22 protein-coding genes are annotated in these 23,958 nt (G+C 71.6%); 12 read left to right on the forward strand and 10 right to left on the reverse strand.

The genetic code is table 11. The features are described 5' to 3' along the window. Positions 1-395 precede the first annotated feature (395 nt). Entirely contained in the window at positions 396-1,196 is an 801-nt protein-coding gene (locus D1369_RS14795; protein WP_118083134.1) for an enoyl-CoA hydratase-related protein, read from the reverse strand. A 201-nt stretch (positions 1,197-1,397) separates the two neighbouring features. Here D1369_RS14795 and D1369_RS14800 point away from each other — a divergent pair, with 201 nt between their 5' ends. Further along, positions 1,398-2,057 (forward strand): hypothetical protein, encoded by a 660-nt coding sequence (locus D1369_RS14800; protein WP_205574472.1) that lies wholly within the window; start codon positions 1,398-1,400, stop codon positions 2,055-2,057. A 12-nt stretch (positions 2,058-2,069) separates the two neighbouring features. On the opposite strand, the gene D1369_RS14805 is transcribed toward D1369_RS14800, so the two are convergent. Next, positions 2,070-3,164, reverse strand: coding sequence for an adenylate/guanylate cyclase domain-containing protein (locus tag D1369_RS14805; protein WP_118082480.1), 1,095 nt, complete (start codon positions 3,162-3,164; stop codon positions 2,070-2,072). Between the two features lie 107 nt (positions 3,165-3,271). Continuing rightward, positions 3,272-4,135 carry a biotin--[acetyl-CoA-carboxylase] ligase gene (locus D1369_RS14810; RefSeq protein ID WP_037901260.1) on the reverse strand — a complete coding sequence of 288 codons (864 nt, stop codon included), beginning with the start codon at positions 4,133-4,135 and terminating at the stop codon, positions 3,272-3,274. Between the two features lie 111 nt (positions 4,136-4,246). On the opposite strand from D1369_RS14810, the gene D1369_RS14815 reads away from it, so the two are divergent. Both D1369_RS14815 and D1369_RS14820 read left to right on the forward strand, forming a co-directional pair. Further along, on the forward strand, positions 4,247-5,839 hold the full coding sequence (locus D1369_RS14815; protein WP_007384326.1) for an acyl-CoA carboxylase subunit beta: 1,593 nt from the start codon (positions 4,247-4,249) through the stop codon (positions 5,837-5,839). A gap of 17 nt (positions 5,840-5,856) precedes the next feature. After that, positions 5,857-6,066, forward strand: coding sequence for an acyl-CoA carboxylase epsilon subunit (locus D1369_RS14820; protein WP_007384325.1), 210 nt, complete (start codon positions 5,857-5,859; stop codon positions 6,064-6,066). On the opposite strand, the gene D1369_RS14825 is transcribed toward D1369_RS14820, so the two are convergent. Then, on the reverse strand, positions 6,063-7,193 hold the full coding sequence (locus D1369_RS14825; protein WP_007384324.1) for an SGNH/GDSL hydrolase family protein: 1,131 nt from the start codon (positions 7,191-7,193) through the stop codon (positions 6,063-6,065). The genes D1369_RS14820 and D1369_RS14825 overlap by 4 nt on opposite strands. Before the next feature lie 106 nt (positions 7,194-7,299). On the opposite strand from D1369_RS14825, the gene D1369_RS44535 reads away from it, so the two are divergent. Together D1369_RS44535 and D1369_RS14835 are read left to right on the forward strand one after the other, a co-directional pair. Then, complete coding sequence (locus D1369_RS44535; RefSeq protein ID WP_007384323.1) at positions 7,300-7,428, forward strand: hypothetical protein; 129 nt, start codon at positions 7,300-7,302, stop codon at positions 7,426-7,428. Positions 7,429-7,446: 18 nt separating this feature from the next. Next, positions 7,447-8,067, forward strand: coding sequence for a nucleoside triphosphate pyrophosphatase (locus tag D1369_RS14835; RefSeq protein ID WP_007384322.1), 621 nt, complete (start codon positions 7,447-7,449; stop codon positions 8,065-8,067). A 164-nt stretch (positions 8,068-8,231) separates the two neighbouring features. Here the strand turns inward: D1369_RS14835 and D1369_RS14840 are convergent, their stop codons facing one another. Then, positions 8,232-8,729 carry a hypothetical protein gene (locus D1369_RS14840; RefSeq protein ID WP_037901258.1) on the reverse strand — a complete coding sequence of 166 codons (498 nt, stop codon included), beginning with the start codon at positions 8,727-8,729 and terminating at the stop codon, positions 8,232-8,234. Positions 8,730-9,107: 378 nt separating this feature from the next. Between D1369_RS14840 and D1369_RS14845 the strand changes: the two genes are divergently transcribed. After that, on the forward strand, positions 9,108-10,880 hold the full coding sequence (locus D1369_RS14845; RefSeq protein ID WP_007384320.1) for a biotin carboxylase N-terminal domain-containing protein: 1,773 nt from the start codon (positions 9,108-9,110) through the stop codon (positions 10,878-10,880). Between the two features lie 108 nt (positions 10,881-10,988). Here the strand turns inward: D1369_RS14845 and D1369_RS14850 are convergent, their stop codons facing one another. From D1369_RS14850 to D1369_RS14865, 4 genes are all read right to left on the reverse strand, one after another. Next, positions 10,989-11,687 (reverse strand): hypothetical protein, encoded by a 699-nt coding sequence (locus tag D1369_RS14850; protein ID WP_007384319.1) that lies wholly within the window; start codon positions 11,685-11,687, stop codon positions 10,989-10,991. Positions 11,688-11,767: 80 nt separating this feature from the next. Continuing rightward, positions 11,768-12,835 (reverse strand): helix-turn-helix transcriptional regulator, encoded by a 1,068-nt coding sequence (locus D1369_RS14855; RefSeq protein ID WP_007384318.1) that lies wholly within the window; start codon positions 12,833-12,835, stop codon positions 11,768-11,770. A 249-nt stretch (positions 12,836-13,084) separates the two neighbouring features. After that, complete coding sequence (locus tag D1369_RS14860; RefSeq protein WP_082319448.1) at positions 13,085-14,047, reverse strand: DeoR/GlpR family DNA-binding transcription regulator; 963 nt, start codon at positions 14,045-14,047, stop codon at positions 13,085-13,087. Between the two features lie 166 nt (positions 14,048-14,213). Then, complete coding sequence (locus tag D1369_RS14865; protein ID WP_037901256.1) at positions 14,214-15,662, reverse strand: NAD(P)H-quinone dehydrogenase; 1,449 nt, start codon at positions 15,660-15,662, stop codon at positions 14,214-14,216. Between the two features lie 96 nt (positions 15,663-15,758). Between D1369_RS14865 and D1369_RS14870 the strand changes: the two genes are divergently transcribed. The 3 genes from D1369_RS14870 (at position 15,759) to D1369_RS14880 (ending at position 19,286) form a co-directional block, all read left to right on the forward strand. Further along, entirely contained in the window at positions 15,759-16,196 is a 438-nt protein-coding gene (locus tag D1369_RS14870; RefSeq protein ID WP_007384315.1) for a gamma-glutamylcyclotransferase, read from the forward strand. A gap of 115 nt (positions 16,197-16,311) precedes the next feature. Next, positions 16,312-17,136 (forward strand): purine-nucleoside phosphorylase, encoded by an 825-nt coding sequence (locus D1369_RS14875; protein WP_007384314.1) that lies wholly within the window; start codon positions 16,312-16,314, stop codon positions 17,134-17,136. A 518-nt stretch (positions 17,137-17,654) separates the two neighbouring features. Further along, entirely contained in the window at positions 17,655-19,286 is a 1,632-nt protein-coding gene (locus D1369_RS14880; protein WP_007384313.1) for a phospho-sugar mutase, read from the forward strand. 515 nt (positions 19,287-19,801) lie between these two features. Here the strand turns inward: D1369_RS14880 and D1369_RS14885 are convergent. Further along, a complete protein-coding gene (locus D1369_RS14885; protein ID WP_007384312.1) occupies positions 19,802-20,476 on the reverse strand; it encodes a PH domain-containing protein in 675 nt (224 codons plus the stop codon). 111 nt (positions 20,477-20,587) lie between these two features. On the opposite strand from D1369_RS14885, the gene deoC reads away from it, so the two are divergent. The 3 genes from deoC to D1369_RS14900 are packed head-to-tail and all read left to right on the forward strand — an operon-like array spanning position 20,588 to position 23,896. Continuing rightward, positions 20,588-21,547 (forward strand): deoxyribose-phosphate aldolase, encoded by a 960-nt coding sequence (deoC, locus tag D1369_RS14890; protein WP_037901253.1) that lies wholly within the window; start codon positions 20,588-20,590, stop codon positions 21,545-21,547. Positions 21,548-21,552: 5 nt separating this feature from the next. Then, positions 21,553-23,004, forward strand: coding sequence for an aldehyde dehydrogenase family protein (locus D1369_RS14895; RefSeq protein WP_007384310.1), 1,452 nt, complete (start codon positions 21,553-21,555; stop codon positions 23,002-23,004). Further along, positions 22,994-23,896, forward strand: a complete 903-nt coding sequence (locus tag D1369_RS14900) for an aldehyde dehydrogenase family protein (protein ID WP_007384309.1) — start codon at positions 22,994-22,996, stop codon at positions 23,894-23,896. Before D1369_RS14895 ends, D1369_RS14900 begins: the two co-directional genes overlap by 11 nt. Positions 23,897-23,958: the final 62 nt, after the last annotated feature.

Raw genomic sequence — 23,958 nt, forward strand, 5'->3', positions numbered from 1 at the left:
GCGGGTGCGGGTCGGTGGGGGCTGGTCGCGCAGTTCCCCGCGCCCCTAGGTGGGTGCAGTCACCTGCGCCAGGACGGGCCGTTCGCCACCCTCCCCGCCGCGACGCGCGCCCAGGCGGGCCGGTAGTCGCGTACGGCGGGAAGGGGACGGGGTGGGGGGTGTCCGCCCGCAGCGGCCGGCGTCCGGCACCGAGCACAGCTCAAGCAGCAGCAACCGCCGGACCAGGACGGACACCCCCCACCCCGGCCCCGACCCACCACCGGACGGAACGCGCTACACAAGCCCCCACCGAACCCGCAGCTGCGCCGCAGGCATCAGGGGCGCGGGGAACTGCGCACAAACGCCCGCCCCCACCCAACCCGCACAAGACACCGCCCACCCGCCGGAGGCAACCGTCACTGCCCAGGCCACCGCGCCACCCGTCGCTCATTGAACGCCGCCACCCCCTCCGCCCGATCCCCCGAGAACGCCACCGCCCGCCACGCCGCGTCCTCCACCTCAAGGCCGGCCCGCAGATCCAGCCCCTGCCCGAGCCGCAGCGCACGCTTCGCCGCCCGCAGCCCCACCGGCGAGTTCGCGGCGATACGAGCCGCCAGCGAAAGCGCCTCCGCCCGGTCCTCCCCAGCCTCCACCAGCTGATCCACCAGCCCCAGCCGATGCGCCTCCGCCGCCTCCACCCGCCGCGCCGTGAAGATCAGCTCCGCGGCCCGGGCCGCCCCCACCCGCCGCGGCAGCAACTGCGTCCCCCCGCCCCCGGGGATCACCCCCACCGACACCTCCGGCAACCCCACCACCGCCGTACGGTCGGCCACGATCAGGTCGCACGCCAGCGCCAGCTCGAACCCCCCGCCCAGCGCGAACCCGTGCACCGCGGCGATCGTCGGCACGGGCAGCTCCAGCACCCCCGTGTACGCCCCCCGGGTCACCGGCCGCTGCCGCACCAGATCCGCGTCGCTGAAGGAGTTCCGCTCCTTCAGATCAGCGCCCACACAGAAGGCCCGCTCATGCGTGGAGGTCAGCACGACAACCCGTACCGTCCCCTCACCCCCCAGCGCGTAACAGGCGGCGGCGACGGATCGCGCCATCTCCGTGGAGACCGCGTTCATCGCCTTGGGCCGGTCGAGGACCAGCTCGGCGACTACCCCCTCCTCGTGCCGCCTCACCAGCACGAACTCCCCGAACCGCTCCTCGCCCATGACACCCTCCCGGTTAACGCGGGTTAACAAGAACGCTCCGATCATCGCAGCCCCGCCCCCACCGCGAAAGGTTCCCGCCCGACGCACCCGACACCTCGTTCGAGTGACATCCCACCCAACTCCCCACCCACCGCTCACGGCAGCGCATAACGTGCGCCCCGCCATGGCGCACAGGGGGCGCAGGCACCCAGGGGAGGAAGCATGACGGCGACGATGACGACGACAGGGCTGACGGAGGACGGCGGTATCCGCCTGTTCGGACCGCGCGGCCGCCACCGCAAGCCGCGCCCCCGCAAGGTCCTGCTCGCCGCGGGCGGCCTCGCCCTGGCCGCCGGCGCCCTGAGCCTCGTACGGCTGACCCCGGACGCCGGAGTGGGCGCCTTCGGCGCGGCGGAGCCGGACCCCCAGGCCGCCCCGGGCACGGACACGGACATCGACACCGGCTTCGGCACCGGCACCGGCACGGACCGCGCGACGAACGCCGCCGCGACCGTGGGTTCCGTCCCCCAGGCGAGCCCGTCGTCGACCGCGGCGATGGGCGGGATCTCCGCCACCCCCACACCAGGCACCTCTCCGGCCACGGCCCCGGCCCCGGCCCCGGCAGGGTCCGCGACCGCCGTACCCCTGCCCCTCGCGGCGGCTCCCACGACAATCCCGGACGCGCCGAACGACCAGGCCGAGGCACCGGCCCCCACGGCGACCACCGCGCCCCACGCCCCGGCGACGACCCCCGCCCCGCCACCGGCCCGGACCCCAGCCCCGCCGGCCTCGACACCGACGCCCCAACCCGCGCACTCGGCACAGCCCGCGCCGGGCCTGTGCGTGCCGATCATCGGGCTGTGCGTGCGGCAGGGCGGCTAGGCGGCAGGGCGGCTAGGAGGGGGCCACGTCCCTGCGGGTCAGCAGCCAGGGCTCGACGACGCCGAGGCCACGCACCGGCCGCTGCCACATCGGCTGGAGCGCGAAACGGTAGGTCGGCGGCTCCTCGCCCTCCTTCTCGGCCGCGGCCGCGGCCTCGGCCGCCTCCGCCTCGGAGGCGGGCGCCTCACCGTGTCGGATCAGCTCCTCGGCGAAGGCACTGTCGACGAGCACGGCGTCGCGCGGAGCTATCGAGGTCAGCCGGGAGGCGAGGTTCACCGTCGTACCGAAGACATCACCCATACGGGTGGTCACCGTGCCGAAGGCGATGCCGACGCGCAGCTCGGGCATGGTCTCGTCGTTGGCCATGGTCTCGATCAGGCGCAGCGCGATCTCGGCGGCCACCGCCGCGTCGTCGGCCGCGTACAGCACCTCGTCGCCGAGGGTCTTGATGAGCCGCCCGCCCCGCGCCGCCACAAGATCCGCGGCGGTGGTCTCGAAGGCCTCGACGAGTTCGCCGAGCTCCTCCTCCTCCATACGGCGGGTCAGCCGCGTGAACCCGACGAGGTCGGCGAAGCCGACGCACAGCCGCCGGTCGACCATCTCCTCGTCGTCGGCGGCCTGCACGACCCGCCCCGCCGAGGCGGAGAGCTGGCGGCGCCAGACGTAGACGAGGAACTCCTCCAGCTCGGGCAGGAGCAGCTCGATGATCGGGTACGTCACCTCGGTACGGGTCATGCCCGGTTCCGGGGGATCGGTCAGGCCCTCCAGGAAGGAGTCGATCTGCCACTCGGCGAGCCGGGCGGTGGTCTGCCCGGTGGACCGCGCCACCTGTACGGCCATGGCCTCGCTCAGCAGCCCCGCCTCGACGAGACCCGCGAGCCGGCGCAGCGCGAGGACGTCCGCCTCGGTGAACGCCTTGGCCTGGCCGACGTCGGCGAAGCCCATCGCCCGCCAGAAGCGGGTGGCCAGCTCCATGGAGACGCCGGCCGTGCGGGCCGCCTGGAAGGGGGTGTAGCGCCGCTCGGCGCCGAGGATGAGCTGTTCGAGACGCACGGCGAGCGGGTGCGGGGTCGCGTCCGCGCCGGAGCCCGTGTCGTCTGCGGTCACGCCTGCTGCCCTTCCGATCTGTCACGGTCAGGTATCGACCGGCCTCAACTGTACGGCAGGTGTGCGGTAGCTCACTCCCGAGGAGGGGTGACTGACGCACCCACAGCTCACGCGGGTCGCAAGTGGACGATGTCCCCCGCCCCCACCGGTTTCTGTACGCCCTCCTCCGTCGCGATCACCAGGCGGCCGTCACCGTCCACCGCTACCGCCTCTCCCACCAACGCACGATCACCCGGCAACTCCGCCCGTACCGTTCTCCCCAGCGTCGCGCACCCTGCCGCATACGTCTCCTGGAGTCCGCTCACCGTCGGATCCCCCGCCGCCGCGCGCCAGCGCTCGTACCACTCCTCCAGGGAGCGCAGGACGGCCCGCAGCAGGGGGTCCCGGTCGGTGCTCACCGCCCCGGCCAGCGCCAGCGATCCCGCGGTGGGGACGGGCAGCTCGTCCTCCCGGAGGGTGACGTTGATGCCGACGCCCACGACGACACCGTCCTCGCCGGCCCGCTCCGCGAGGATTCCGCCCGCCTTGCGTTCCTCGCCGCCCACGGTCACCAGGAGGTCGTTGGGCCACTTCAGGGCGGTGTCGACGCCCGCCGCCCGTGACAGGCCCGTCGCCACGGCCACCCCCGTCAGCAGCGGCAGCCAGCCCCAGCGGGCGACCGGGACGTCAGCCGGGTTCAGCAGGACCGAGAAGAAGAGGCCGGAGCGGGCCGGAGCGGACCACTGGCGGTCCAGTCGGCCCCGCCCCGCCGTCTGCTCCTCGGCGACGAGGACCGCGCCCTCGGTCGCCTTGCCCGCGGTGGCGCGGGCGACCAGGTCGGAGTTGGTGGAGCCGGTGCCGGCCACCACCTCGATCCCGGACCACAGGCCGCCCTCCCGCACCAGCCCGCGGCGCAGCGCGGCGGCGTTGAGGGGCGGCCGGTCGAGGTCCGACCAGCGGCTGTCGTCTCCTGAAACATCTCGCGGCGTCATGCAAGCCACCCTAGGTGTGTGAAACGCCGCACTGCTGTTTCGTAGGGGCACCACTACTCTACGGATGAGTAACCGTCCCCCCTTTTGAGCAGGCAGGGAGCCGCGAGACCGATGTCCGAGCCGGAAGAGATCGACATCCACACCACCGCGGGAAAGCTCGCGGATCTCCAGCGCCGCGTCCAGGAGGCGACGCACGCCGGCTCCGAACGTGCCGTCGAGAAACAGCACGCCAAGGGCAAGTTGACGGCCCGTGAGCGCATCGACCTGCTGCTCGACGAAGGCTCCTTCGTCGAGTTGGACGAGTTCGCCCGGCACCGCTCCACCAACTTCGGGCTGGAGAAGAACCGTCCGTACGGCGACGGAGTCGTCACCGGGTACGGCACGGTCGACGGCCGCCCGGTCGCCGTGTTCTCCCAGGACTTCACCGTGTTCGGCGGCGCGCTCGGCGAGGTCTACGGCCAGAAGATCGTCAAGGTGATGGACTTCGCGCTGAAGACCGGCTGTCCGGTCATCGGCATCAACGACTCCGGCGGCGCCCGCATCCAGGAGGGCGTGGCCTCCCTGGGCGCGTACGGCGAGATCTTCCGCCGCAACACCCACGCGAGCGGTGTCATCCCGCAGATCAGCCTGGTCGTCGGCCCCTGCGCGGGCGGGGCCGTGTACTCCCCGGCGATCACCGACTTCACGGTCATGGTCGACCAGACCTCGCACATGTTCATCACCGGCCCCGACGTCATCAAGACGGTCACCGGCGAGGACGTCGGCTTCGAGGAGCTGGGCGGTGCCCGCACCCACAACGCGGTGTCCGGCGTGGCCCACCACATGGCCGGGGACGAGAAGGACGCCGTCGAGTACGTCAAGCAGCTGCTGTCGTACCTGCCCTCCAACAACCTGTCCGAGCCGCCGGTCTACCCGGAGGAGGCGGACCTCTCGGTCACCGACGAGGACCGCGAGCTGGACACGCTCGTCCCGGACAGCGCGAACCAGCCGTACGACATGCACACGGTGATCGAGCACATCCTGGACGACGCCGAGTTCTTCGAGACGCAGCCGCTGTACGCGCCGAACATCCTCACCGGCTACGGCCGGGTCGAGGGCCATCCGGTGGGGATCGTCGCCAACCAGCCGATGCAGTTCGCCGGCTGCCTCGACATCACCGCGTCCGAGAAGGCGGCCCGCTTCGTCCGCACCTGCGACGCCTTCAACATCCCGGTGATCACCTTCGTGGACGTCCCCGGCTTCCTGCCGGGCGTCGACCAGGAGCACGACGGCATCATCCGCCGCGGCGCCAAGCTGATCTACGCCTACGCGGAGGCGACCGTCCCCCTCATCACGGTGATCACCCGCAAGGCCTTCGGCGGCGCCTACGACGTCATGGGCTCCAAGCACCTCGGCGCGGACCTCAACCTCGCCTGGCCCACCGCCCAGATCGCCGTCATGGGCGCTCAGGGCGCGGTCAACATCCTGCACCGCCGCACGATCGCGGAGGCGGAGGCCGCCGGAGAGCTGGAGGCGACCCGGGCGCGGCTGATCCAGGAGTACGAGGACGCCCTCCTCAACCCCTACATCGCGGCCGAGCGCGGTTACATCGACTCCGTGATCATGCCGTCGGACACCCGCCGCCACGTGGTCAGGGGCCTGCGCCAGCTGCGCACCAAGCGCGAGTCCCTGCCTCCGAAGAAGCACGGCAACATCCCCCTCTAGCCCTGCCGGGAGCCGTCATGAACATCAAGGTCGTACGGGGAAACCCCACTCCGGAGGAGCTTGCCGCCGCCCTGGCGGTGGTCCGGGCCCGCGCCGCGGCGGCGACGGACACGCCGTCCGGCGCGGAGGAGACCAGGGCCGCGTGGTCCGACCCGTCACGCATCGCGGGCCGCCGCCTGCCCCAGCCAGGGCCGACGGCCTGGTCCCGCACGTACTGGCCGGCCTAGCCGTCCTGGCCGTCCTGGAGGACGGCTGACAGCGCTTCGGCCATCACCTCGTACCCGAGATCGTTCGGGTGCAGGTGATCGCCGAAGTCGTACGACGGATGCAGCCGGTCCGGGTCCTCCGGATCGGCCAGCTCCCGCGCGAGGTCCACCACCGTGTCGTACTCGCCGGAGCAGCGCACCCACTCGTTCACCTCGTGCGAGACCTTCGCCGCGTGCTCACCCCAGTGGTCCGAGCCGCCGAACGGCAGCAAGGTGCACCCGATCACCCGCAGCCCCCGCGCCTGCCGTATCAACTCCCGGTGTCCGGCGATGAGTTCGGCCGCCTCCACCACCGGCGCGGGCTTGTACGTCGGCTGCTCGTCGGTCTCGCTGAACCCGATGTCGTTGAGCCCCAGCAGCACGACTACGGTGTCCACGCCTGCCAGCCCCAGCACATCCCGCCGGAACCGGCCCACCCCCTTCTCCCCGTACCACGCGGAGTCGTTGAGCAGCAGGTTTCCCCCGATCCCGGCGTTGAGCACGGGCCGTCCGCTGAGCCGGGCCAGCGCGTCCGACCACCGCCGGTCCGCCCCCACCGTGGACCCGAACCCGTCCGTGACGGAGTCCCCGAACAGCGCGATCCCGTCCGTGCGCCCCGCGTCCGTCTCGACGGCGGCCAGGAAGTACCAGGACTCGCTCACCGCGTCGAAGCCCTGCCCGTCCGTCTCGCTCAGCAGCTCCCCCGGTCCCCGGTAGCCGGCGGTGAAGGCCTGCGCGTGGAAGGTCGCGGGCCCGGTCGCCGCGTCGAAGTACAGGGTGACCGTCACCGACTCCCCGGCCGCCACGGTGAGTGCGACCGGCTCGCTCACCAGTGAACCCCGGGCGGGGATCTCGGGCGGGAGCGTGAGCCTGCGCAGCGATCCCGGCTCCACGCCCGCCCCCGCGGTCGTACGGCCGACTGTCGCACCCGCGAGACGGACCGGCGAGGTGCCGTAGGCGTGGGACAGCCGGATCCGCACCCGCTCCCCTCCCGCCGACAGCCGGACGACCTGGCGCACGGACTGCCGCCAGAAGCCCTCGCGGGACCAGTTGGGGGTGAAGCCCTCTGCGGGGAGCTGAGGCGAGGCGGACCAAGCGGTGGTGAACACGACACGTACCCCTCTCACGGACTGCTAATGGAACTACAGTACCGTTTGGAGAAGTTGAGTACGCGTACTCAGGCGCCCTCCGCGAAATCGCCGCAGGCTGGAAACCATGCTGTGGTCCGACCCTGACAACGAACCGCCGAAGGAACTGCGCGACATGCAGGACATGCTTCGGCGACTGAGCATCTTCCTGGCACTGGCCATGGTGCTCGCGATGATCGTGATCGGGCTGCGCTGATCGGACTACGCTGACCGCATGACCGATCAGCCGCGCCGCCGACTCGTGCTCGCCTCCCAGTCCCCCGCCCGGCTGGGCCTGCTGCGACAGGCCGGCCTCACTCCCGAGGTGCTCGTGAGCGGGGTCGACGAGGACGCCGTCACCGCCCCCACCCCCGCCGAACTGGCGCTCGCCCTCGCCGAGGCGAAGGCCTCCGTCGTGGCCGCGAAGCCCGAGGTCAAGGGTGCGCTGGTGATCGGCTGCGACTCCGTGCTCGACCTGGACGGCGAGGCCCTGGGCAAGCCGGCCGACGCCGAGGAGGCGACGGCCCGCTGGAAGGCGATGCGCGGGCGGGCGGGGACCCTGCAGACCGGCCACTGCGTCTACGACACGGCGAGCGGCCGGTACGTCTCGGCTGTCGCCTCCACCGTCGTCCGCTTCGGCGAGCCGACCGACGACGAGATCGCCGCGTACGTCGCCTCGGGCGAACCCCTCTACGTCGCGGGGGCGTTCACCCTGGACGGCCGTTCGGCCCCCTTCATCGAGGGCATCGACGGCGACCACGGCAACGTGATCGGCCTCAGCCTGCCACTCCTGCGCCGCCTGTTGGCCGACCTGCACATCGGCATCACGGAGCTGTGGGCGCCCCCGGAGGCGTGACCGGCGAACCACCCGGACGCGACCGTCCGCCGCCATCGCGTGCCGACCAGTCAGGCCCCCTGCATCACGGACCCGCGACCGCCGGCGGAGGCACGAGCACCTGACCTCCGACCTCCCGGAGACCCACCCACCCCTCCCGCGCCGATCGCCGACCTGTCAGGGCGTCACGGCGTTGTGGGTGCCGCCGGAGGTGTGAGGGGGGAGCCGCCGGCCTCCTGGGGGGCCTGCGAGGCCTCGGAGGTGCCCGGGCCGTTCGTGTCCTGTGGTCCCGTCGTGACCGGGCCTCGCCGACCGTCGTAGGTCACCAGCACCAGCACGATCAGGGCGAGCACCACGACCATGAAGAGGAACTGGGGCCAGCCGATCAGGGCCCACGCGACCGCGCCCAGCAGTCCGTGCACCACGGCGGCGCTGATCAGCAGGACTCGGCCGAGCCCGGCGGGCTGCCGGTCGCGTACCGCCACCAGCAGGGCGACCAACGCGCACAACGCGAAGTACAGACCGAAGACGACCCCGCCGATCTTCGAGGACGTCGACATCGCGTCCGGGTCCAGACCGGCCAGCGACATGTTCTGCGCGTCGACGAGATCGCCCATGAGCCAGTTGAGCATCGCCACGCCGAAAGCCTCGGCGAACAGGACAACCGCCACGACCCACGCCACCGGCCTGCGTATCACCGGGCCCCACCCACTTTCGAGCCATGCTGTTGTTACCCGAAGTACCTTCGATACAGCGCGAACGCTACTAACGGGTAAACCGCGGGACAAGGGTTCGGCCGCGGGCAAAGAATCATTGGGCCATTCGTAGGGACTCGACAAAGAATCGGAGTGGTCCGCAGCACGCTCTCACAGAGACCTTGGCCACAGAGGAGGGCTAGGGTTTCCGGGAGGAGTCCTGCGTACCGAGGTGCGACAAGGGATTTCGCGGGTCGTGCAAGCTCGCATCACGCTCCGTGTGGGGAAGGTCACCACAGGGGACGGGTCGAAGAGCCGTGTCGGCAGTCCCTAAACTCGGCTTGTTTCAAGGAGGGAGCCTCAATCGTGCGCAAGGTGCTCATCGCCAATCGTGGCGAAATCGCTGTCCGCGTTGCCCGGGCCTGCCGGGATGCCGGTATCGCGAGCGTGGCCGTGTACGCCGACCCGGACCGGGACGCTCTGCATGTCCGCGCCGCGGATGAGGCGTTCGCCCTGGGCGGTGACACCCCGGCCACCAGTTACCTGGACATCGAGAAGGTCCTGGGGGCCGCGCGGGAGTCGGGTGCGGACGCCGTCCATCCGGGTTACGGCTTCCTCTCGGAGAACGCCGAGTTCGCGCAGGCGGTCCTGGACGCGGGCCTGATCTGGATCGGCCCGCCGCCGCAGGCCATCCGCGACCTGGGTGACAAGGTGGCGGCGAGGCACATCGCCCAGCGCGCCGGTGCCCCGCTGGTGGCGGGTACCGCCGACCCGGTCTCCGGCGCGGACGAGGTCGTGGCCTTCGCCGAGGAGCACGGCCTGCCGATCGCCATCAAGGCGGCCTTCGGCGGTGGCGGACGCGGCCTGAAGGTCGCCCGCACCCTCGAAGAGGTTCCCGAGCTGTACGACTCGGCGGTGCGCGAGGCGGTGGCCGCGTTCGGCCGCGGCGAGTGCTTCGTGGAGCGCTACCTCGACCGCCCGCGGCACGTGGAGACCCAGTGCCTGGCCGACAAGCACGGCAACGTGGTCGTCGTCTCCACCCGTGACTGCTCGCTGCAGCGCCGCCACCAGAAGCTGGTCGAGGAGGCGCCCGCGCCCTTCCTCTCCGACGAGCAGGTCGCCGAGCTGTACCGGGCCTCCAAGGCGATCCTCAAGGAGGCCGCCTACGAGGGTGCGGGCACCTGCGAGTTCCTCGTCGGCCAGGACGGCACCATCTCCTTCCTGGAGGTCAACACCCGCCTCCAGGTCGAGCACCCGGTCACCGAGGAAGTCGCCGGCATCGACCTGGTGCGCGAGATGTTCCGCATCGCCGACGGCGAGGAACTCGGCTACGGCGACCCCGAACTGCGCGGTCACTCCTTCGAGTTCCGCATCAACGGCGAGGACCCGGGCCGTAACTTCCTACCGGCCCCCGGCACCGTCACCACGTTCGAGGCGCCCTCCGGCCCGGGCGTCCGCCTGGACGCGGGCGTCGAGGCGGGCTCGGTCATCGGCCCGGCCTGGGACTCCCTGCTGGCCAAGCTGGTCGTCACCGGTGCCACCCGCGAGCAGGCCCTCCAGCGCGCCGCGCGCGCCCTGGAGGAGTTCCAGGTCGAGGGCATGGCCACCGCGATCCCGTTCCACCGCGTGGTGGTCAAGGACCCGGCCTTCGCCCCCGAACTGACGGGCAGCACCGACCCGTTCACGGTCCACACCCGCTGGATCGAGACCGAGTTCGTCAACGACATCAAGCCCTTCGCGGCCCCGACCGACACCGAGGCCGAGGACGACGCGGACCGCGAGACGATCGTCGTCGAGGTCGGCGGCAAGCGCCTGGAGGTCTCCCTGCCCTCCTCCCTCGGCATGTCCCTGGCCCGCACCGGCCTCGCCGCCGGCGCCAAACCCAAGCGCCGCGCGGCCAAGAAGTCCGGCCCCGCGGCCTCCGGCGACACCCTCGCCTCCCCGATGCAGGGCACCATCGTCAAGATCGCCGTCGAGGAAGGCCAAGAGGTCAAGGAGGGCGACCTCATCGTCGTCCTCGAGGCCATGAAGATGGAGCAGCCGCTCAACGCGCACAGGTCCGGCACCATCAAGGGCCTGTCCGCGGAGGTCGGCGCGTCGATCACCTCGGGCGCGGCGATCTGCGAGATCAAGGACTGACCGCACCCTCGTACGCCCTTTGCCCTTACGGCATTCCGAGGCGCCCCGCGGACCGGAGCAGTCGGTCCGCGGGGCGCCTCGTTTTCCCCGTCCCCCGAGACGGTGGTCCTACGCGGTCCGCGCCCAGCCGGTGCCATGGCGCACGAGGGCGAGGCCGGCACAGGCGAAGGCGACGGCCGCCATCACGAACGACAGCGCGGTCAGGGGCGCGATGCCGATCACGTATCCGGCGACGTTGAGTGGCATGGATAGGATCAGCAGCCAGGCGGCCCAGGCCGGCACCACCCGGCCGCGCAGGAGGGCGACGCCCAGCAGGATCGCGCCGAGGACGTGGGCGGCGACGAAGTAGAGGATCGGGCCGTTCACCACCGCGAGCGCGTTGACCCCGTCCGCCACCCGCACCAGGGAGTCCTGGCTCACGCCCTTGGCGAAGCCGCCGAGCGCGACGACGTCGAGGTTCGGGGTGGTGTCGATCGCGATCAGCCCGGTGCCGAAGAGGACCGCGCCCCACAGACCCAGCCGGGCCGAGCGGGACACGGCGAGCAGGGCCACGCCGACCAGGCCCGGCAGGAACAGCACGGTGCCCACCGTCCACAGCCACACGGACAGCTCCGTGGCTCCTTGGTGCGCGGCGATGTCCCTGGCGATCTCCTTGCTGGAGGCGTCCGTGCCGTACGGCGCCACGAGGCCCGCCGCCGCGAACATCAGGGGGCCGAGGGTGGCCGCGATCGCGGCGAGGAGGCGGGCGGTGCCGGGCGTGGCGCTTTCCGCGGCGGCCGTGGGCGTGGGTGCCGGTGTGGTGGTCATGAGAGTCCCCCTTGGCGGTCTGCCCCCGTGCGGAGCGCCTTCCGCCAGTGAAGCGAGAACGGGTGACCGGTGACCATCCGTCAATTGTGAGGGGGTCGCGACATGTCGTATCGGTCCGTGCGGTGGCCCGGCCGGTCTCCTCGGTCTCCCCGGTCCCCTCGGTCCGTGAGGAGGCCCAGGTCGCGGCCCCGGCGCAGCAGGGCGGCGGTGTGGCCGGCCTCCAGCTTGCGGTGCAGGGAGGCGATGTACCCGCGCACGGTCGCGGGGGACAGCCGCATCAGGCGTGCCGTCTCCGTCGGCGTACGGCCGTCGTGGAGGTGGACGAGGGTGCGGTGCTCCTGCTCGGTGACGCCGAACAGCCGGGCCACGGCGCGGGCGCGGGAGAGGTCGTGGAGGAGGAGCAGGGCGGGCAGGCCGGGGGTGGCGGGAAGGTGCCGGACCTCGATGTGGCGGGCGGTGAAGGAGACCTCGGCGGTGAGGCGGGGGTCGTCGTGCAGGGTGGTGAGGAGTTCGGCGGCGACGGCGTTGAGGGGGTGGGGTCGGCCGGTGCCGTCGATGCTCGCGACTCCGCAGTCGTGGCCCTCGGCGAGGCGCAGGGCGGCGGCGGAGAGTGCGACGAGTCGCTGCCGTTCGGCCAACTGGGCTTCCAGTGCGCCGAGTTGGAGGTGGGCCAGGCCGAGCAGGTCGCGTTCACGTGCGGTGAAGTCGCGGTCGGAGCGGACCAGGGCGTAGCCGTCGACCGCGGTCGCGTTGTCGGTCCCCGCGGCTGCGACGAGATGGTGGCGCAGGCCGAAGGGGCGGAAGTCGAGGTTGTAGCAGTGGGTGCGCTGCCACTGGCGCTCACCGGCGACGTCACTGACGCGCCAGGCGCCGGGGGTGACGGTGTCCAGCATCAGGTCGGTCAGGGGATGGTCCAGGGGATGGTCGTAGATCACCATCGGGTCGGCATGGAAGGAGTCCGCGGGCACGTTGAGCGCGAACACCCCGCGCCCGTCGAGCGGCAGCCGGTAGCGCTGCCCGGCGTCAGCGGGCACGAGCCCCATCACCGCGGTCAGCGCCCGCTCCCACAACTCCTCCGGCCCGGCGGCGTCCGCCAGTTCCCGCCCCAGCTCCACCACACGACGCGCGTCCGCCCCGCTGATCTCCATGCCACTCTCCCGGCGCCGCTCTCGCCAGAGATTTCCCTTTGAGGACCTGACGTCCCCCTTGGGAAGAACCTACGGCTTCCCGCCCTTACGGGATGCGTCCCGCACGGAGTCACCGGGGTTGGGCGGAGGGTCGACGGGGGCGCGCGAAAAGCGAGTTGAGCTGGGGCGCCGGGGGCGGCGGGCGCATCCTGGGCGAACCGGGGTCCGTGCCCGGGCCGCCCGGAGGCATCACCGTCCCCGTCGAACGGCTCAGCGGCGACGCAGATCCGCCACCCGGGCCCGCTCCGCACCCTGGCCCGGGTCACCCAGGGCCGTGGCCGTGCGGAGACCTGGTCCCGCCGACGGGAGCTGGCCGCGGCGGGGGCCCGGCACCGGCACGTCCCGGCGCTGCTGCTGCCGCGCCGGGACCTGATCACCCCCCGGCGCTCCCGACGCGCCGGCGACGGCGATCTGCACCCCCTGGTCGGCGAGCGCCTGGAGTTCCGTGCCGGCCCGGTCGTCGTGGGCCGGGGGCTCGTCGGTGACCAGTCGGGTGATGAGGTCCGTGGGCACGGTCTGGAACATGGTGTCGGTGCCGAGCTTGGTGTGGTCGGCGAGGACCACGACCTCCGCGGCGGCCTGCACCAGCGCCCGGTCCACGGACGCCGACAGCATGTTGGACGTGGAAAGACCGCGCTCGGCGGTGAGCCCGCTCCCGGAGATGAAGGCCCGCGAGACCCTGAGTCCCTGGAGCGACTGTTCCGCGCCCGAACCCACCAGGGCGTAGTTGGAACCGCGCAGGGTGCCGCCGGTCATCACGACCTCCACCCGGTTGGCATGGGCGAGTGCCTGGGCCACCAGCAGGGAATTGGTCACGACGGTCAGCCCGGGAACCCGGGCGAGACGGCGTGCCAACTCCTGTGTGGTGGTGCCCGCCCCCACCACAATGGCCTCGCCTTCTTCGACGAGACCCGCGGCGAGATCGGCGATGGCCGTCTTCTCGGCGGTCGCGAGATGCGATTTCTGCGGAAAGCCGGACTCCCGCGTGAACCCGCCCGGCAATACCGCACCGCCGTGCCGGCGGTCGAGGAGTCCTTCTGCCTCCAGTGCGCGCACGTCCCGCCGTACGGTCACTTCGGAGGTCTGGACGACGCGGGCGAGCTCACGGAGCGACACGGCCCCATTGGCTCGCACCATTTCGAGGATCAATTGGCGACGTTCTGCAGCGAACACGAAACTGACAGTAACCCCAACGACCGTCTGGTTTCAGCAGTATGCGCCGAATTACCGAAGTTGTTCGCACAGTAGGACGGGGAGTGGTATAGGGCCTAATCTCCCCGCCTATGCCGCACGAATGGGCGACGACTCCCTGTGACCAGGCAGGAATCGCTTTCGGCCGTCAGGCTCCTCCGGTCTCCTTGCGCGTGTGCAACTGCCGCGCCACCTCGGCGATCGAGCCCGAAAGGGAGGGGTAAACGGTGAACGCGTTCGCGATCTGTTCGACCGTCAGATTGTTGTCGACCGCGATCGAGATGGGATGGATCAGTTCCGAGGCGCGGGGCGCCACGACGACACCGCCGACGACGATCCCGGTGCCCGGCCGGCAGAAGATCTTGACGAAGCCGTCGCGGATGCCCTGCATCTTGGCGCGCGGATTCCTGAGCAACGGCAGCTTCACGACCCGGGCGTCGATCTTGCCGGCGTCGACGTCGGACTGCGAGTACCCGACGGTGGCGATCTCGGGGTCGGTGAAGACGTTGGAGGAGACGGTCTTCAGGTTCAGCGGAGCCACCGCGTCGCCGAGGAAGTGGTACATGGCGATGCGCCCCTGCATGGCGGCCACGGAGGCCAGCGCGAACACCCCGGTCACGTCACCGGCGGCGTACACACCGGGAGCCGTCGTCCTGGACACCTTGTCGGTCCAGATGTGCCCGGACTCGCGCACCTTGACCCCGGCCTCCTCCAGCCCCATCCCCTCACTGTTGGGAATGGCACCGACGGCCATCAGGCAGTGCGAACCCGTGATGACCCGCCCGTCGGCCAGCGTGACCTCGACCCGGTCCCCGACCCGCTTGGCGGACTGGGCACGGGAGCGCGCCATGACGTTCATGCCCCGGCGCCGGAAGACGTCCTCCAGCACGGCGGCCGCGTCCGGGTCCTCGCCGGGCAGCACCCGGTCCCGGGACGAAACGAGCGTCACCTTGGACCCGAGCGCCTGGTAGGCACCGGCGAACTCGGCACCCGTGACACCGGAGCCGACCACGATGAGTTCCTCGGGCAGCTCGGTGAGGTCGTAGACCTGGGTCCAGTTGAGAATGCGCTCACCGTCGGGCTGGGCGTCGGCGAGTTCACGAGGATGCCCGCCCGTGGCGATCAGCACGGCGTCCGCGACGAGCGTCTCCTCGCTCCCGTCGACGGCCCGCACGACGACCTTCCGTGACCCGTCGAGCGCCTGCATGCCTTCGAGCCGCCCCCGCCCCCGCAGCACCCGGGCACCGGCACGCGTGACAGAAGCGGTGATGTCGTGCGACTGAGCGAGGGCCAGCCGCTTCACGCGCCGGTTGACCTTCCCCAGATCCACGCCCACCACCCGGGCGGCCTGCTCCAGAGGTGGGGTGTCATCGGCGACGATGATCCCCAACTCCTCGTACGACGAATCGAAGGTCGTCATGACCTCGGCCGTAGCGATAAGGGTCTTCGACGGCACGCAGTCGGTCAGGACCGACGCTCCGCCCAGACCGTCGCAGTCGACGACGGTCACCTCCGCGCCGAGCTGGGCGGCCACCAGGGCCGCCTCGTATCCGCCGGGTCCGCCACCGATGATCACGATCCGAGTCACGTACTCCATTGTCCCGCACGACCGGGGGTGCCACGGCCTGGGGGCCACCCCGAGACGCCACTGTTACGGGAGAGACACCGGGGAAGGCTGCCGTACCCTCGACCCATGTCGCTCTACGCCGCTTACGCCGGCAACCTCGACGCGCGGCTGATGACCCGCCGCGCCCCGCACTCGCCGATGCGCGCCACGGGGTGGCTGAACGGGTGGCGGCTCACCTTCGGGGGCGAGCACATGGGCTGGGAGGGCGCACTCGCGACGATCGTCGAGGACCCCCTGTCCCAGGTGTTCGTGGCGCTCTACGAGATCGCCCCCGCCGACGACGAGTCGATGGACCGCTGGGAAGGCGTCGGCCTGGACATCTACCGCCGCACGCGCATGCGCGTCCACACCCTGGAGGGTGAGGAGCATGCCTGGACGTACGTCCTGAACGGCTACGAGGGCGGTCTGCCCTCCGCCCGCTACCTGGGAGAGATCGCGGACGCGGCGGAGTCCGCGGGCGCCCCCCACGACTACGTCATGGAACTGCGCAAGCGCCCCTGCTGACCCGGCCGCACACGCCACCCGTGACCCGGTTGGTCGGAAACGACAAGACAACGATCGCCATCCCGTCAGCTCTGTCATCTACGCGCGTAGGCCCGGACCGGCTACCCTCGTCCGCGTGAACGCATCTCTTCTTCCGGACGACATCCAGGGCGACCCGCACGCCGCCGCCGACGCCGCCGCCGCGCGCCTGCGCGAACTGACCGGCGCCGAGACCCACGACGTCGCCCTCGTGATGGGCTCCGGCTGGGCACCGGCCGTGGATGCCCTCGGCGCCCCCGACGCCGAGTTCCAGGTCACCGAGCTGCCCGGTTTCCCGCCGCCGGCGGTGGAGGGGCACGGCGGCAAGATCCGCTCGTACCGGATCGGTGCGAAGCGGGCCCTGGTCTTCCTCGGCCGCACCCACTACTACGAGGGCCGGGGTGTCGCGGCCGTGGCCCACGGCGTGCGCACCGCGGTCGCGGCCGGCTGCAAGACCATCGTCCTCACCAACGGCTGCGGCGGCCTCCGCGAGGGCATGCGCCCCGGCCAGCCGGTCCTGATCAGCGACCACATCAACCTCACGGCGACCTCCCCGATCATCGGCGCGAACTTCGTCGACCTGACCGACCTCTACTCCCCCCGCCTGCGCGCCCTGTGCAAGGAGATCGACCCCACCCTGGAGGAGGGCGTCTACGCCCAGTTCCCCGGCCCGCACTACGAGACCCCGGCCGAGATCCGCATGGCCCGCGTCATCGGCGCGGACCTGGTGGGCATGTCGACGGTCCTCGAAGCGATCGCCGCGCGCGAGGCGGGTGCGGAGATCCTGGGCATCTCCCTGGTGACGAACCTCGCCGCGGGGATGACGGGCGAGCCGCTGAACCACGAGGAGGTCCTTCAGGCGGGCCGCGACAGCGCGACGCGCATGGGTTCGCTGCTGGCGCAGGTGCTCGGCCGGATCTGACAGAACGCGGCAGCCGGGCGCCGGGCGCCTATGGGGGTGCCGGGTTCGGTTGTGGGGCGAGTGCGGATGCGTGGGGGCTGGTCGCGCAGTTCCCCGCGGGCAGCTGCGCTGGGCTTTGAACGGGGTGCCTACGAGGGTGCCGGGTTCGGTTGTGGGGCGGCTGCGGGCCGGTGGGGGCTGGTCGCGCAGTTCCCCGCGCCCCTAAGGAGTTGCGGTCACCCTGCGCCGGAATGGACCGTGGGCCGTTGGCCGCGTACGGCGGGAAGGGGACGGGGTGGGGGGTGTCCGCCCGCAGCGGCCGGCGTCCATTACAGGGCCCCTTTTGAAGCGACCGAGCCGCCGGACCGAGGACGGACACCCCCCACCCCGGCCCCGACCCACCACCGGACGGAACGCGCTACACCCGCCCCCACCGGGGCCGCAGCTGCGCCGCAGGCATCAGGGGCGCGGGGAACTGCGCAAAAACGCCCGCCCCCACCACACCCGCACAGGACACACAACGAGAGGCTGACGCAACCGTGCAAGACGATCTCATCGCCCGGGCCAGGACCTGGCTCGCCGAGGACCCCGACCCGGACACCCGCAACGAGCTCGCGGGGCTCATCGAGGCCGGAGACGTCACCGAACTCACCGCCCGCTTCGGCGGCACCCTCCAGTTCGGCACCGCCGGCCTCCGCGGCGAACTCGGCGCAGGACCGATGCGCATGAACCGCGCGGTCGTCATCCGAGCCGCCGCAGGCCTCGCCGCGTACCTCAAGAAGCACGGCAGCACCGACGGCCTCGTGGTCATCGGCTACGACGCCCGCCACAAGTCGGAGGACTTCGCGCGGGACACCGCCGCCGTGATGACCGGCGCGGGCCTGAACGCGGCGGTCCTCCCCCGCCCCCTCCCCACCCCCGTCCTCGCGTACGCGATAAGGCACCTCGGCGCGGTGGCCGGCGTGGAGGTCACCGCCAGCCACAACCCGCCCCGCGACAACGGCTACAAGGTCTACCTCGGCGACGGCTCCCAGATCGTCCCGCCCGCCGACGCGGAGATCGCCGCCGAGATCGACGCCATCCGCTCCCTCGACGACGTCCCCCGCCCCGACACCGGCTGGCAGACCCTCGACGACAGCGTCCTGGACGCCTACCTCGCCCGCACAGACGCCGTACTCGCCGAGAACTCCCCCCGCACGGCCCGCACCGTCTACACGGCGATGCACGGGGTCGGCAAGGACACCCTCCTCGCCGCCTTCGCCCGAGCCGGCTTCCCCGCCCCGGAACTCGTCGCCGAACAGGCGGATCCCGACCCCGACTTCCCGACCGTCGCCTTCCCGAACCCGGAGGAGCCCGGCGCGATGGACCTCGCCTTCGCGAAGGCCGGGGAGACGGACCCGGACCTGATCATCGCGAACGACCCCGACGCGGACCGCTGCGCGGTGGCGGTCAAGGAAGACGGCACCTGGCGCATGCTGCGGGGCGACGAGGTGGGCGCCCTCCTCGCCGCCCACCTGGTGACCCGCGGAGTGCGCGGCACGTTCGCCGAGTCGATCGTCTCCTCCTCCCTCCTCGGCCGGATCGCCGAGAAGGCGGGCCTGCCCTACGAGGAGACCCTCACCGGCTTCAAGTGGATCGCCCGCGTGGAGGGCCTGCGCTACGGCTACGAGGAGGCCCTCGGCTACTGCGTGGACCCCGAGGGCGTACGGGACAAGGACGGCATCACCGCGGCCCTCCTCATCACGGAGCTCGCCTCCGAGCTGAAGGAACAGAACCGCACGCTCCCCGACCTCCTCGACGACCTCGCCGTGACCCACGGCCTGCACGCCACGGACCAGCTCGCGGTGCGCGTGGAGGACCTGTCGGTCATCGCCCGGGCGATGGAGCAGCTACGCGAGCACCCGCCGACCGCGCTCGCGGGCCTGGCCATCACGAAGGCCGAGGACCTCACGCGCGGCACGGACAAGCTCCCGCCCACCGACGGCCTGCGCTACACGCTGGACGGCGCGCGCGTCATCGTCCGCCCGAGCGGCACCGAGCCCAAGCTCAAGTGCTACCTGGAGGTGGTCGTCCCGGTAGCCACCCACGCCGACCTCCCGGCGGCCCGCGCCAGGGCGACGGACCTGCTGACCGCCGTCAAGCGGGACCTCTCGGCGGCAGCCGGCATCTGAACCCGCCGGCCGACGGCCCCGCGTCTGAACCCGCCGACGACGCCGGACGACCGAGCCCGCCCGCTGCGACGGGCGTCGGAACCCCTTCAGCAACGGCCCCGCACCCGACCCGTCGGCGACAGCGACGGCCGAAGCTGAACCCGCCGGTAGATGACCCCGGCAGCCGAGCCGAGGGGCGGCCCCCGTCCGGGCCGCCCCTCCCCCGTCGGCCCACCCGCACGAACCCACCTCACCTCATCGGGTGAACTCCCCGGGACTGTTGACCCCGGCTCCACGCCCCACCCCGGCCGTCACCACGGGCCTGACGCCGCTGATCGTCCTGGCCACCTGACCCGGGCCACCCGCCGCCACCGCACCCTCGCACTGACGACTGCGGTGCTGGGGCCGACGTGCTGGGGCGCCGACATGGCACGGTCTGGACAGGGGCCGCCGTAACCGCCCTCCACACAGGCCCCGCCCCAAGGGCACACCACGGCCCGACGGCACCGACGGCACCGACGGCACCCCAGAAGGCGTTACCCCAACGCCGCCAGAATCGCCACAAGCACCGCCCCGGCCAGCGCCGGCCCCATGATCTCGTACGCCCACCGCACGGAAACCTCGCCCTGGGAGGCCTTCGCCTGCCCCCGGGCCTCCTGCATCTCGCGCAGTTCGTCCATGATCTTGTCGGTCTCGGCCCGCGTGGGCCCCTCCGGGACGGTCGTACGGCCGCCGAAGCCGTCCGCCTGCATGCCGCCGCCGCCGAACAGGCCGAGGCCCCGGCCGGAACCGCGGGCGTCGGACGGCCGGGCCGCCTGCCGGGCCGTCTGCCGCGCCGCCTTCTTGCGGCCGCGCAGGGAGACCGGGATCGCCCACAGCTGGTACTTCGTGCCGGACTTGACGAACACCTCGTTCGAGAAGGTGGAGCGGAACATCTCGACCTGTCCCCACGGCACCACGATCACGCGGAAGGGGTTGCGGATGCGCAGCCGGTCGTCGTTCGCGAAGACGGCCGGGCGCAGGGTGAAGGCGACCACCAGCGGTACGACGAGGATCAGGACGGCGAGGGCGAGCCACGGTGTGCGGCCGGTGCCGGAGACGACGGCGTCGATGCCCAGCCAGCCGATGATGACGAGGAGCAGGCAACCGCCGACCAGCGCCATGGGTGAGCGGTAGATGCGGTCCCTGGACTCGGGGGGTGCGGTCGTCATGAGGCCGATCCTAAGCGCCGTCCGGCCGCGTGCCTGTGCGCGGGTGCCCCTCGGAACCGGTTCTCCGGGGTGTACAGCCGCTACGCGCGTAGATATGCTCGTCTGGTGACCATGCCCACCACTGCATCAGCCGCACACCCGCTCACGGACGTGACCGCGTCCGACAGCAGTCTGCGCCGGTTCCTTCACGGGCTGCCCGGCGTGGACGCGGTCGGCCTGGAGGCGCGTGCCGCCTCGCTCGGTACGCGTTCCATCAAGACGACCGCGAAGGCGTACGCCATCGACCTCGCCATCTCGATGGTCGACCTGACGACGCTGGAAGGCGCTGACACCCCGGGCAAGGTCCGGGCGCTCGGCGCCAAGGCGGTCCGCCCCGACCCGACCGACCGGACAAGCCCCGCGACCGCGGCCGTCTGCGTCTATCCGGACATGGTGGCCGTCGCCAAGGAGGCCGTCGCCGGTTCCGGCGTCAAGGTCGCCTCCGTGGCCACCGCGTTCCCGGCCGGCCGCGCCGCCCTCGACGTGAAGCTGGCCGACGTGCGCGACGCCGTGGCCGCCGGTGCCGACGAGGTCGACATGGTCATCGACCGCGGGGCGTTCCTCGCGGGCCGGTATCTGAAGGTGTACGACGAGATCGTCGCCGTGCGCGAGGTCTGCGGTACGGCCGCCCGGCTCAAGGTCATCTTCGAGACCGGCGAGCTGTCGACGTACGACAACATCCGCCGCGCGAGCTGGCTCGGCATGCTGGCGGGCGCGGACTTCATCAAGACGTCCACCGGCAAGGTCGCGGTCAACGCCACGCCCGCGAACGCCCTGCTGATGCTGGAGGCGGTGCGCGACTTCCGCGCCCAGACCGGCGTGCAGGTCGGCGTGAAGCCGGCGGGCGGTATCCGCACCACCAAGGACGCGATCAAGTTTCTCGTCCTGGTCAACGAGACCGCCGGCGAGGACTGGCTGGACAACCACTGGTTCCGCTTCGGCGCCTCCTCGCTCCTGAACGACCTGCTGATGCAGCGTCAGAAGCTGGCCACCGGCCGCTACTCCGGCCCCGACTACGTGACGGTGGACTGATCACCATGGCACCTGCATCCGCATCCGCATTCGAGTACGCCCCGGCTCCCGAGTCCCGCTCGGTCGTCGACATCGCCCCCTCCTACGGCCTGTTCATCGACGGCGAGTTCGTGGAGGCCGCCGACGGCAAGGTCTTCAAGACCGTCTCCCCGTCGACCGAGGAGGTCCTGTCCGAGATCGCCCAGGCGGGCGAGGCGGACGTCGACCGCGCGGTGGGGGCCGCCCGCAAGGCCTTCGAGAAGTGGTCGGCGCTGCCCGGCTCGGAGCGCGCCAAGTACCTGTTCCGCATCGCCCGGATCATCCAGGAGCGCAGCCGCGAGCTCGCCGTCCTGGAGACCCTGGACAACGGCAAGCCCATCAAGGAGACCCGCGACGCCGACCTCCCCCTGGTCGCCGCGCACTTCTTCTACTACGCGGGCTGGGCCGACAAGCTGGAGCACGCCGGGTTCGGGGCGAGCCCCAGGCCCCTCGGCGTGGCCGGCCAGGTCATCCCCTGGAACTTCCCGCTCCTGATGCTGGCGTGGAAGATCGCGCCCGCACTCGCCACCGGCAACACGGTCGTGCTGAAGCCCGCCGAGACGACCCCTCTCTCCGCGCTCTTCTTCGCGGACGTCTGCCGCCAGGCCGGCCTGCCCAAGGGTGTCGTCAACATCCTTCCGGGCTACGGCGACACGGGGGCCGCGCTCGTAGCCCACCCGGACGTCAACAAGGTGGCCTTCACCGGCTCGACGGCCGTCGGCAAGGAGATCGCGCGCACGGTCGCGGGCACCCGCAAGAAGCTCACCCTCGAACTGGGCGGCAAGGGCGCCAACATCGTCTTCGACGACGCCCCGATCGACCAGGCCGTCGAGGGGATCGTCAACGGCATCTTCTTCAACCAGGGCCAGGTCTGCTGCGCGGGCTCCCGGCTGCTGGTCCAGGAGTCGATCCAGGACGAGCTGCTGGACTCGCTCAAGCGCCGCCTGTCCACCCTGCGGCTCGGCGACCCGCTCGACAAGAACACCGACATCGGCGCGATCAACTCGGCCGAGCAGCTCTCGCGGATCACCTCGCTCGTCGAGAAGGGCGCGGCCGAGGGTGCCGAGCCCTGGTCCCCGGAGTGCGAACTCCCGTCCTCCGGCTACTGGTTCGCCCCGACGCTCTTCACGAACGTCACCCAGGCGCACACCATCGCGAGGGACGAGATCTTCGGCCCGGTGCTGTCGGTCCTCACCTTCCGCACCCCGGACGAGGCCGTCGCCAAGGCCAACAACACCCAGTACGGCCTGTCGGCGGGCATCTGGACCGAGAAGGGCTCGCGCATCCTGGCTGTCGCGGGCAAGCTCCGGGCCGGGGTCGTCTGGTCCAACACGTTCAACAAGTTCGACCCGACCTCGCCGTTCGGCGGTTACAAGGAGTCGGGGTTCGGCCGCGAGGGCGGCCGCCACGGCCTGGAGGCATACCTCGATGTCCGATAAGTCCGAGCAGCAGCGTCTGTCTGTCTTCAAGACCTACAAGCTGTACGTCGGCGGGAAGTTCCCGCGTTCCGAGAGCGGCCGGGTGTACGAGGTGACGGACTCGAAGGGCAAGTGGCTGGCGAACGCACCGCAGTCGAGCCGCAAGGACGCCCGTGACGCGGTCGTGGCCGCGCGCAAGGCGTTCGGCGGCTGGGCCGGCGCGACGGCGTACAACCGCGGCCAGGTCCTCTACCGTGTCGCGGAGATGCTGGAGGGCCGCAGGGCGCAGTTCGTCCACGAGGTGGCCGACGCCGAGGGCCTGTCGAAGTCCAGGGCGGCCGAGCAGGTCGAGGCGACGATCGACCGCTGGGTCTGGTACGCGGGCTGGACCGACAAGATCGCCCAGGTGGTCGGTGGCGGCAACCCGGTGGCCGGACCGTACTTCAACCTGTCCTCGCCCGAGCCGACGGGCGTGGTCGCCGTCCTGGCCCCGCAGGAGTCGTCGTTCCTGGGCCTGGTCTCGGTGCTGGCCCCGGTGATCGCGACGGGCAACACGGCGGTCGTGATCGCTTCGGAGAGCTCTCCCCTGCCCGCCCTGTCCCTGGGCGAGGTCCTGGCCACCTCCGACGTCCCCGGAGGCGTGGTCAACGTCCTGTCGGGCCGTACGGCGGAGATCGCGGCCCCCCTCGCCTCCCACCAGGACGTCAACGCGATCGATCTGGCGGGTGCGGACGAGGTCCTCGCCAAGGAGCTGGAGATCGCGGCGGCGGACAACCTGAAGCGGGTCCTGCGTCCACAGCCTGTGGACGACTGGACGGCGACTCCGGGCATCGACCGTCTGACGGCGTTCCTGGAGACGAAGACGGTGTGGCACCCGACGGGATCGCTGGGCGCGTCCGGGTCGGCGTACTGAGCCCCTGAAGCCGGAGAGCCGCGCTTCCCACCGTCCGGCGGGAAGCGCGGCTCTCCGCCGTG

Source organism: Streptomyces sp. CC0208 (assembly GCF_003443735.1).
GTDB lineage: Bacteria > Actinomycetota > Actinomycetes > Streptomycetales > Streptomycetaceae > Streptomyces > Streptomyces sviceus.

Bases quoted from the DNA above. Each gene is read 5' to 3' on its own strand.
- D1369_RS14865 (WP_037901256.1), bottom strand. From the start codon at position 15,662: ATGGAGTACGTGACTCGGATCGTGATCATCGGTGGCGGACCCGGCGGA.
- D1369_RS14855 (WP_007384318.1), bottom strand. From the start codon at position 12,835: ATGGAGATCAGCGGGGCGGACGCGCGTCGTGTGGTGGAGCTGGGGCGG.
- D1369_RS14885 (WP_007384312.1), bottom strand. From the start codon at position 20,476: ATGACGACCGCACCCCCCGAGTCCAGGGACCGCATCTACCGCTCACCC.
- D1369_RS14850 (WP_007384319.1), bottom strand. From the start codon at position 11,687: ATGACCACCACACCGGCACCCACGCCCACGGCCGCCGCGGAAAGCGCC.
- D1369_RS14895 (WP_007384310.1), top strand. From the start codon at position 21,553: ATGGCACCTGCATCCGCATCCGCATTCGAGTACGCCCCGGCTCCCGAG.
- D1369_RS14835 (WP_007384322.1), top strand. From the start codon at position 7,447: ATGACCGATCAGCCGCGCCGCCGACTCGTGCTCGCCTCCCAGTCCCCC.
- D1369_RS14810 (WP_037901260.1), bottom strand. From the start codon at position 4,135: ATGACGCCGCGAGATGTTTCAGGAGACGACAGCCGCTGGTCGGACCTC.
- D1369_RS14870 (WP_007384315.1), top strand. From the start codon at position 15,759: ATGTCGCTCTACGCCGCTTACGCCGGCAACCTCGACGCGCGGCTGATG.
- D1369_RS14795 (WP_118083134.1), bottom strand. From the start codon at position 1,196: ATGGGCGAGGAGCGGTTCGGGGAGTTCGTGCTGGTGAGGCGGCACGAG.
- D1369_RS44535 (WP_007384323.1), top strand. From the start codon at position 7,300: ATGCTGTGGTCCGACCCTGACAACGAACCGCCGAAGGAACTGCGCGAC.
- D1369_RS14820 (WP_007384325.1), top strand. From the start codon at position 5,857: ATGAACATCAAGGTCGTACGGGGAAACCCCACTCCGGAGGAGCTTGCC.
- D1369_RS14815 (WP_007384326.1), top strand. From the start codon at position 4,247: ATGTCCGAGCCGGAAGAGATCGACATCCACACCACCGCGGGAAAGCTC.
- deoC (WP_037901253.1), top strand. From the start codon at position 20,588: ATGCCCACCACTGCATCAGCCGCACACCCGCTCACGGACGTGACCGCG.
- D1369_RS14900 (WP_007384309.1), top strand. From the start codon at position 22,994: ATGTCCGATAAGTCCGAGCAGCAGCGTCTGTCTGTCTTCAAGACCTAC.
- D1369_RS14800 (WP_205574472.1), top strand. From the start codon at position 1,398: ATGACGGCGACGATGACGACGACAGGGCTGACGGAGGACGGCGGTATC.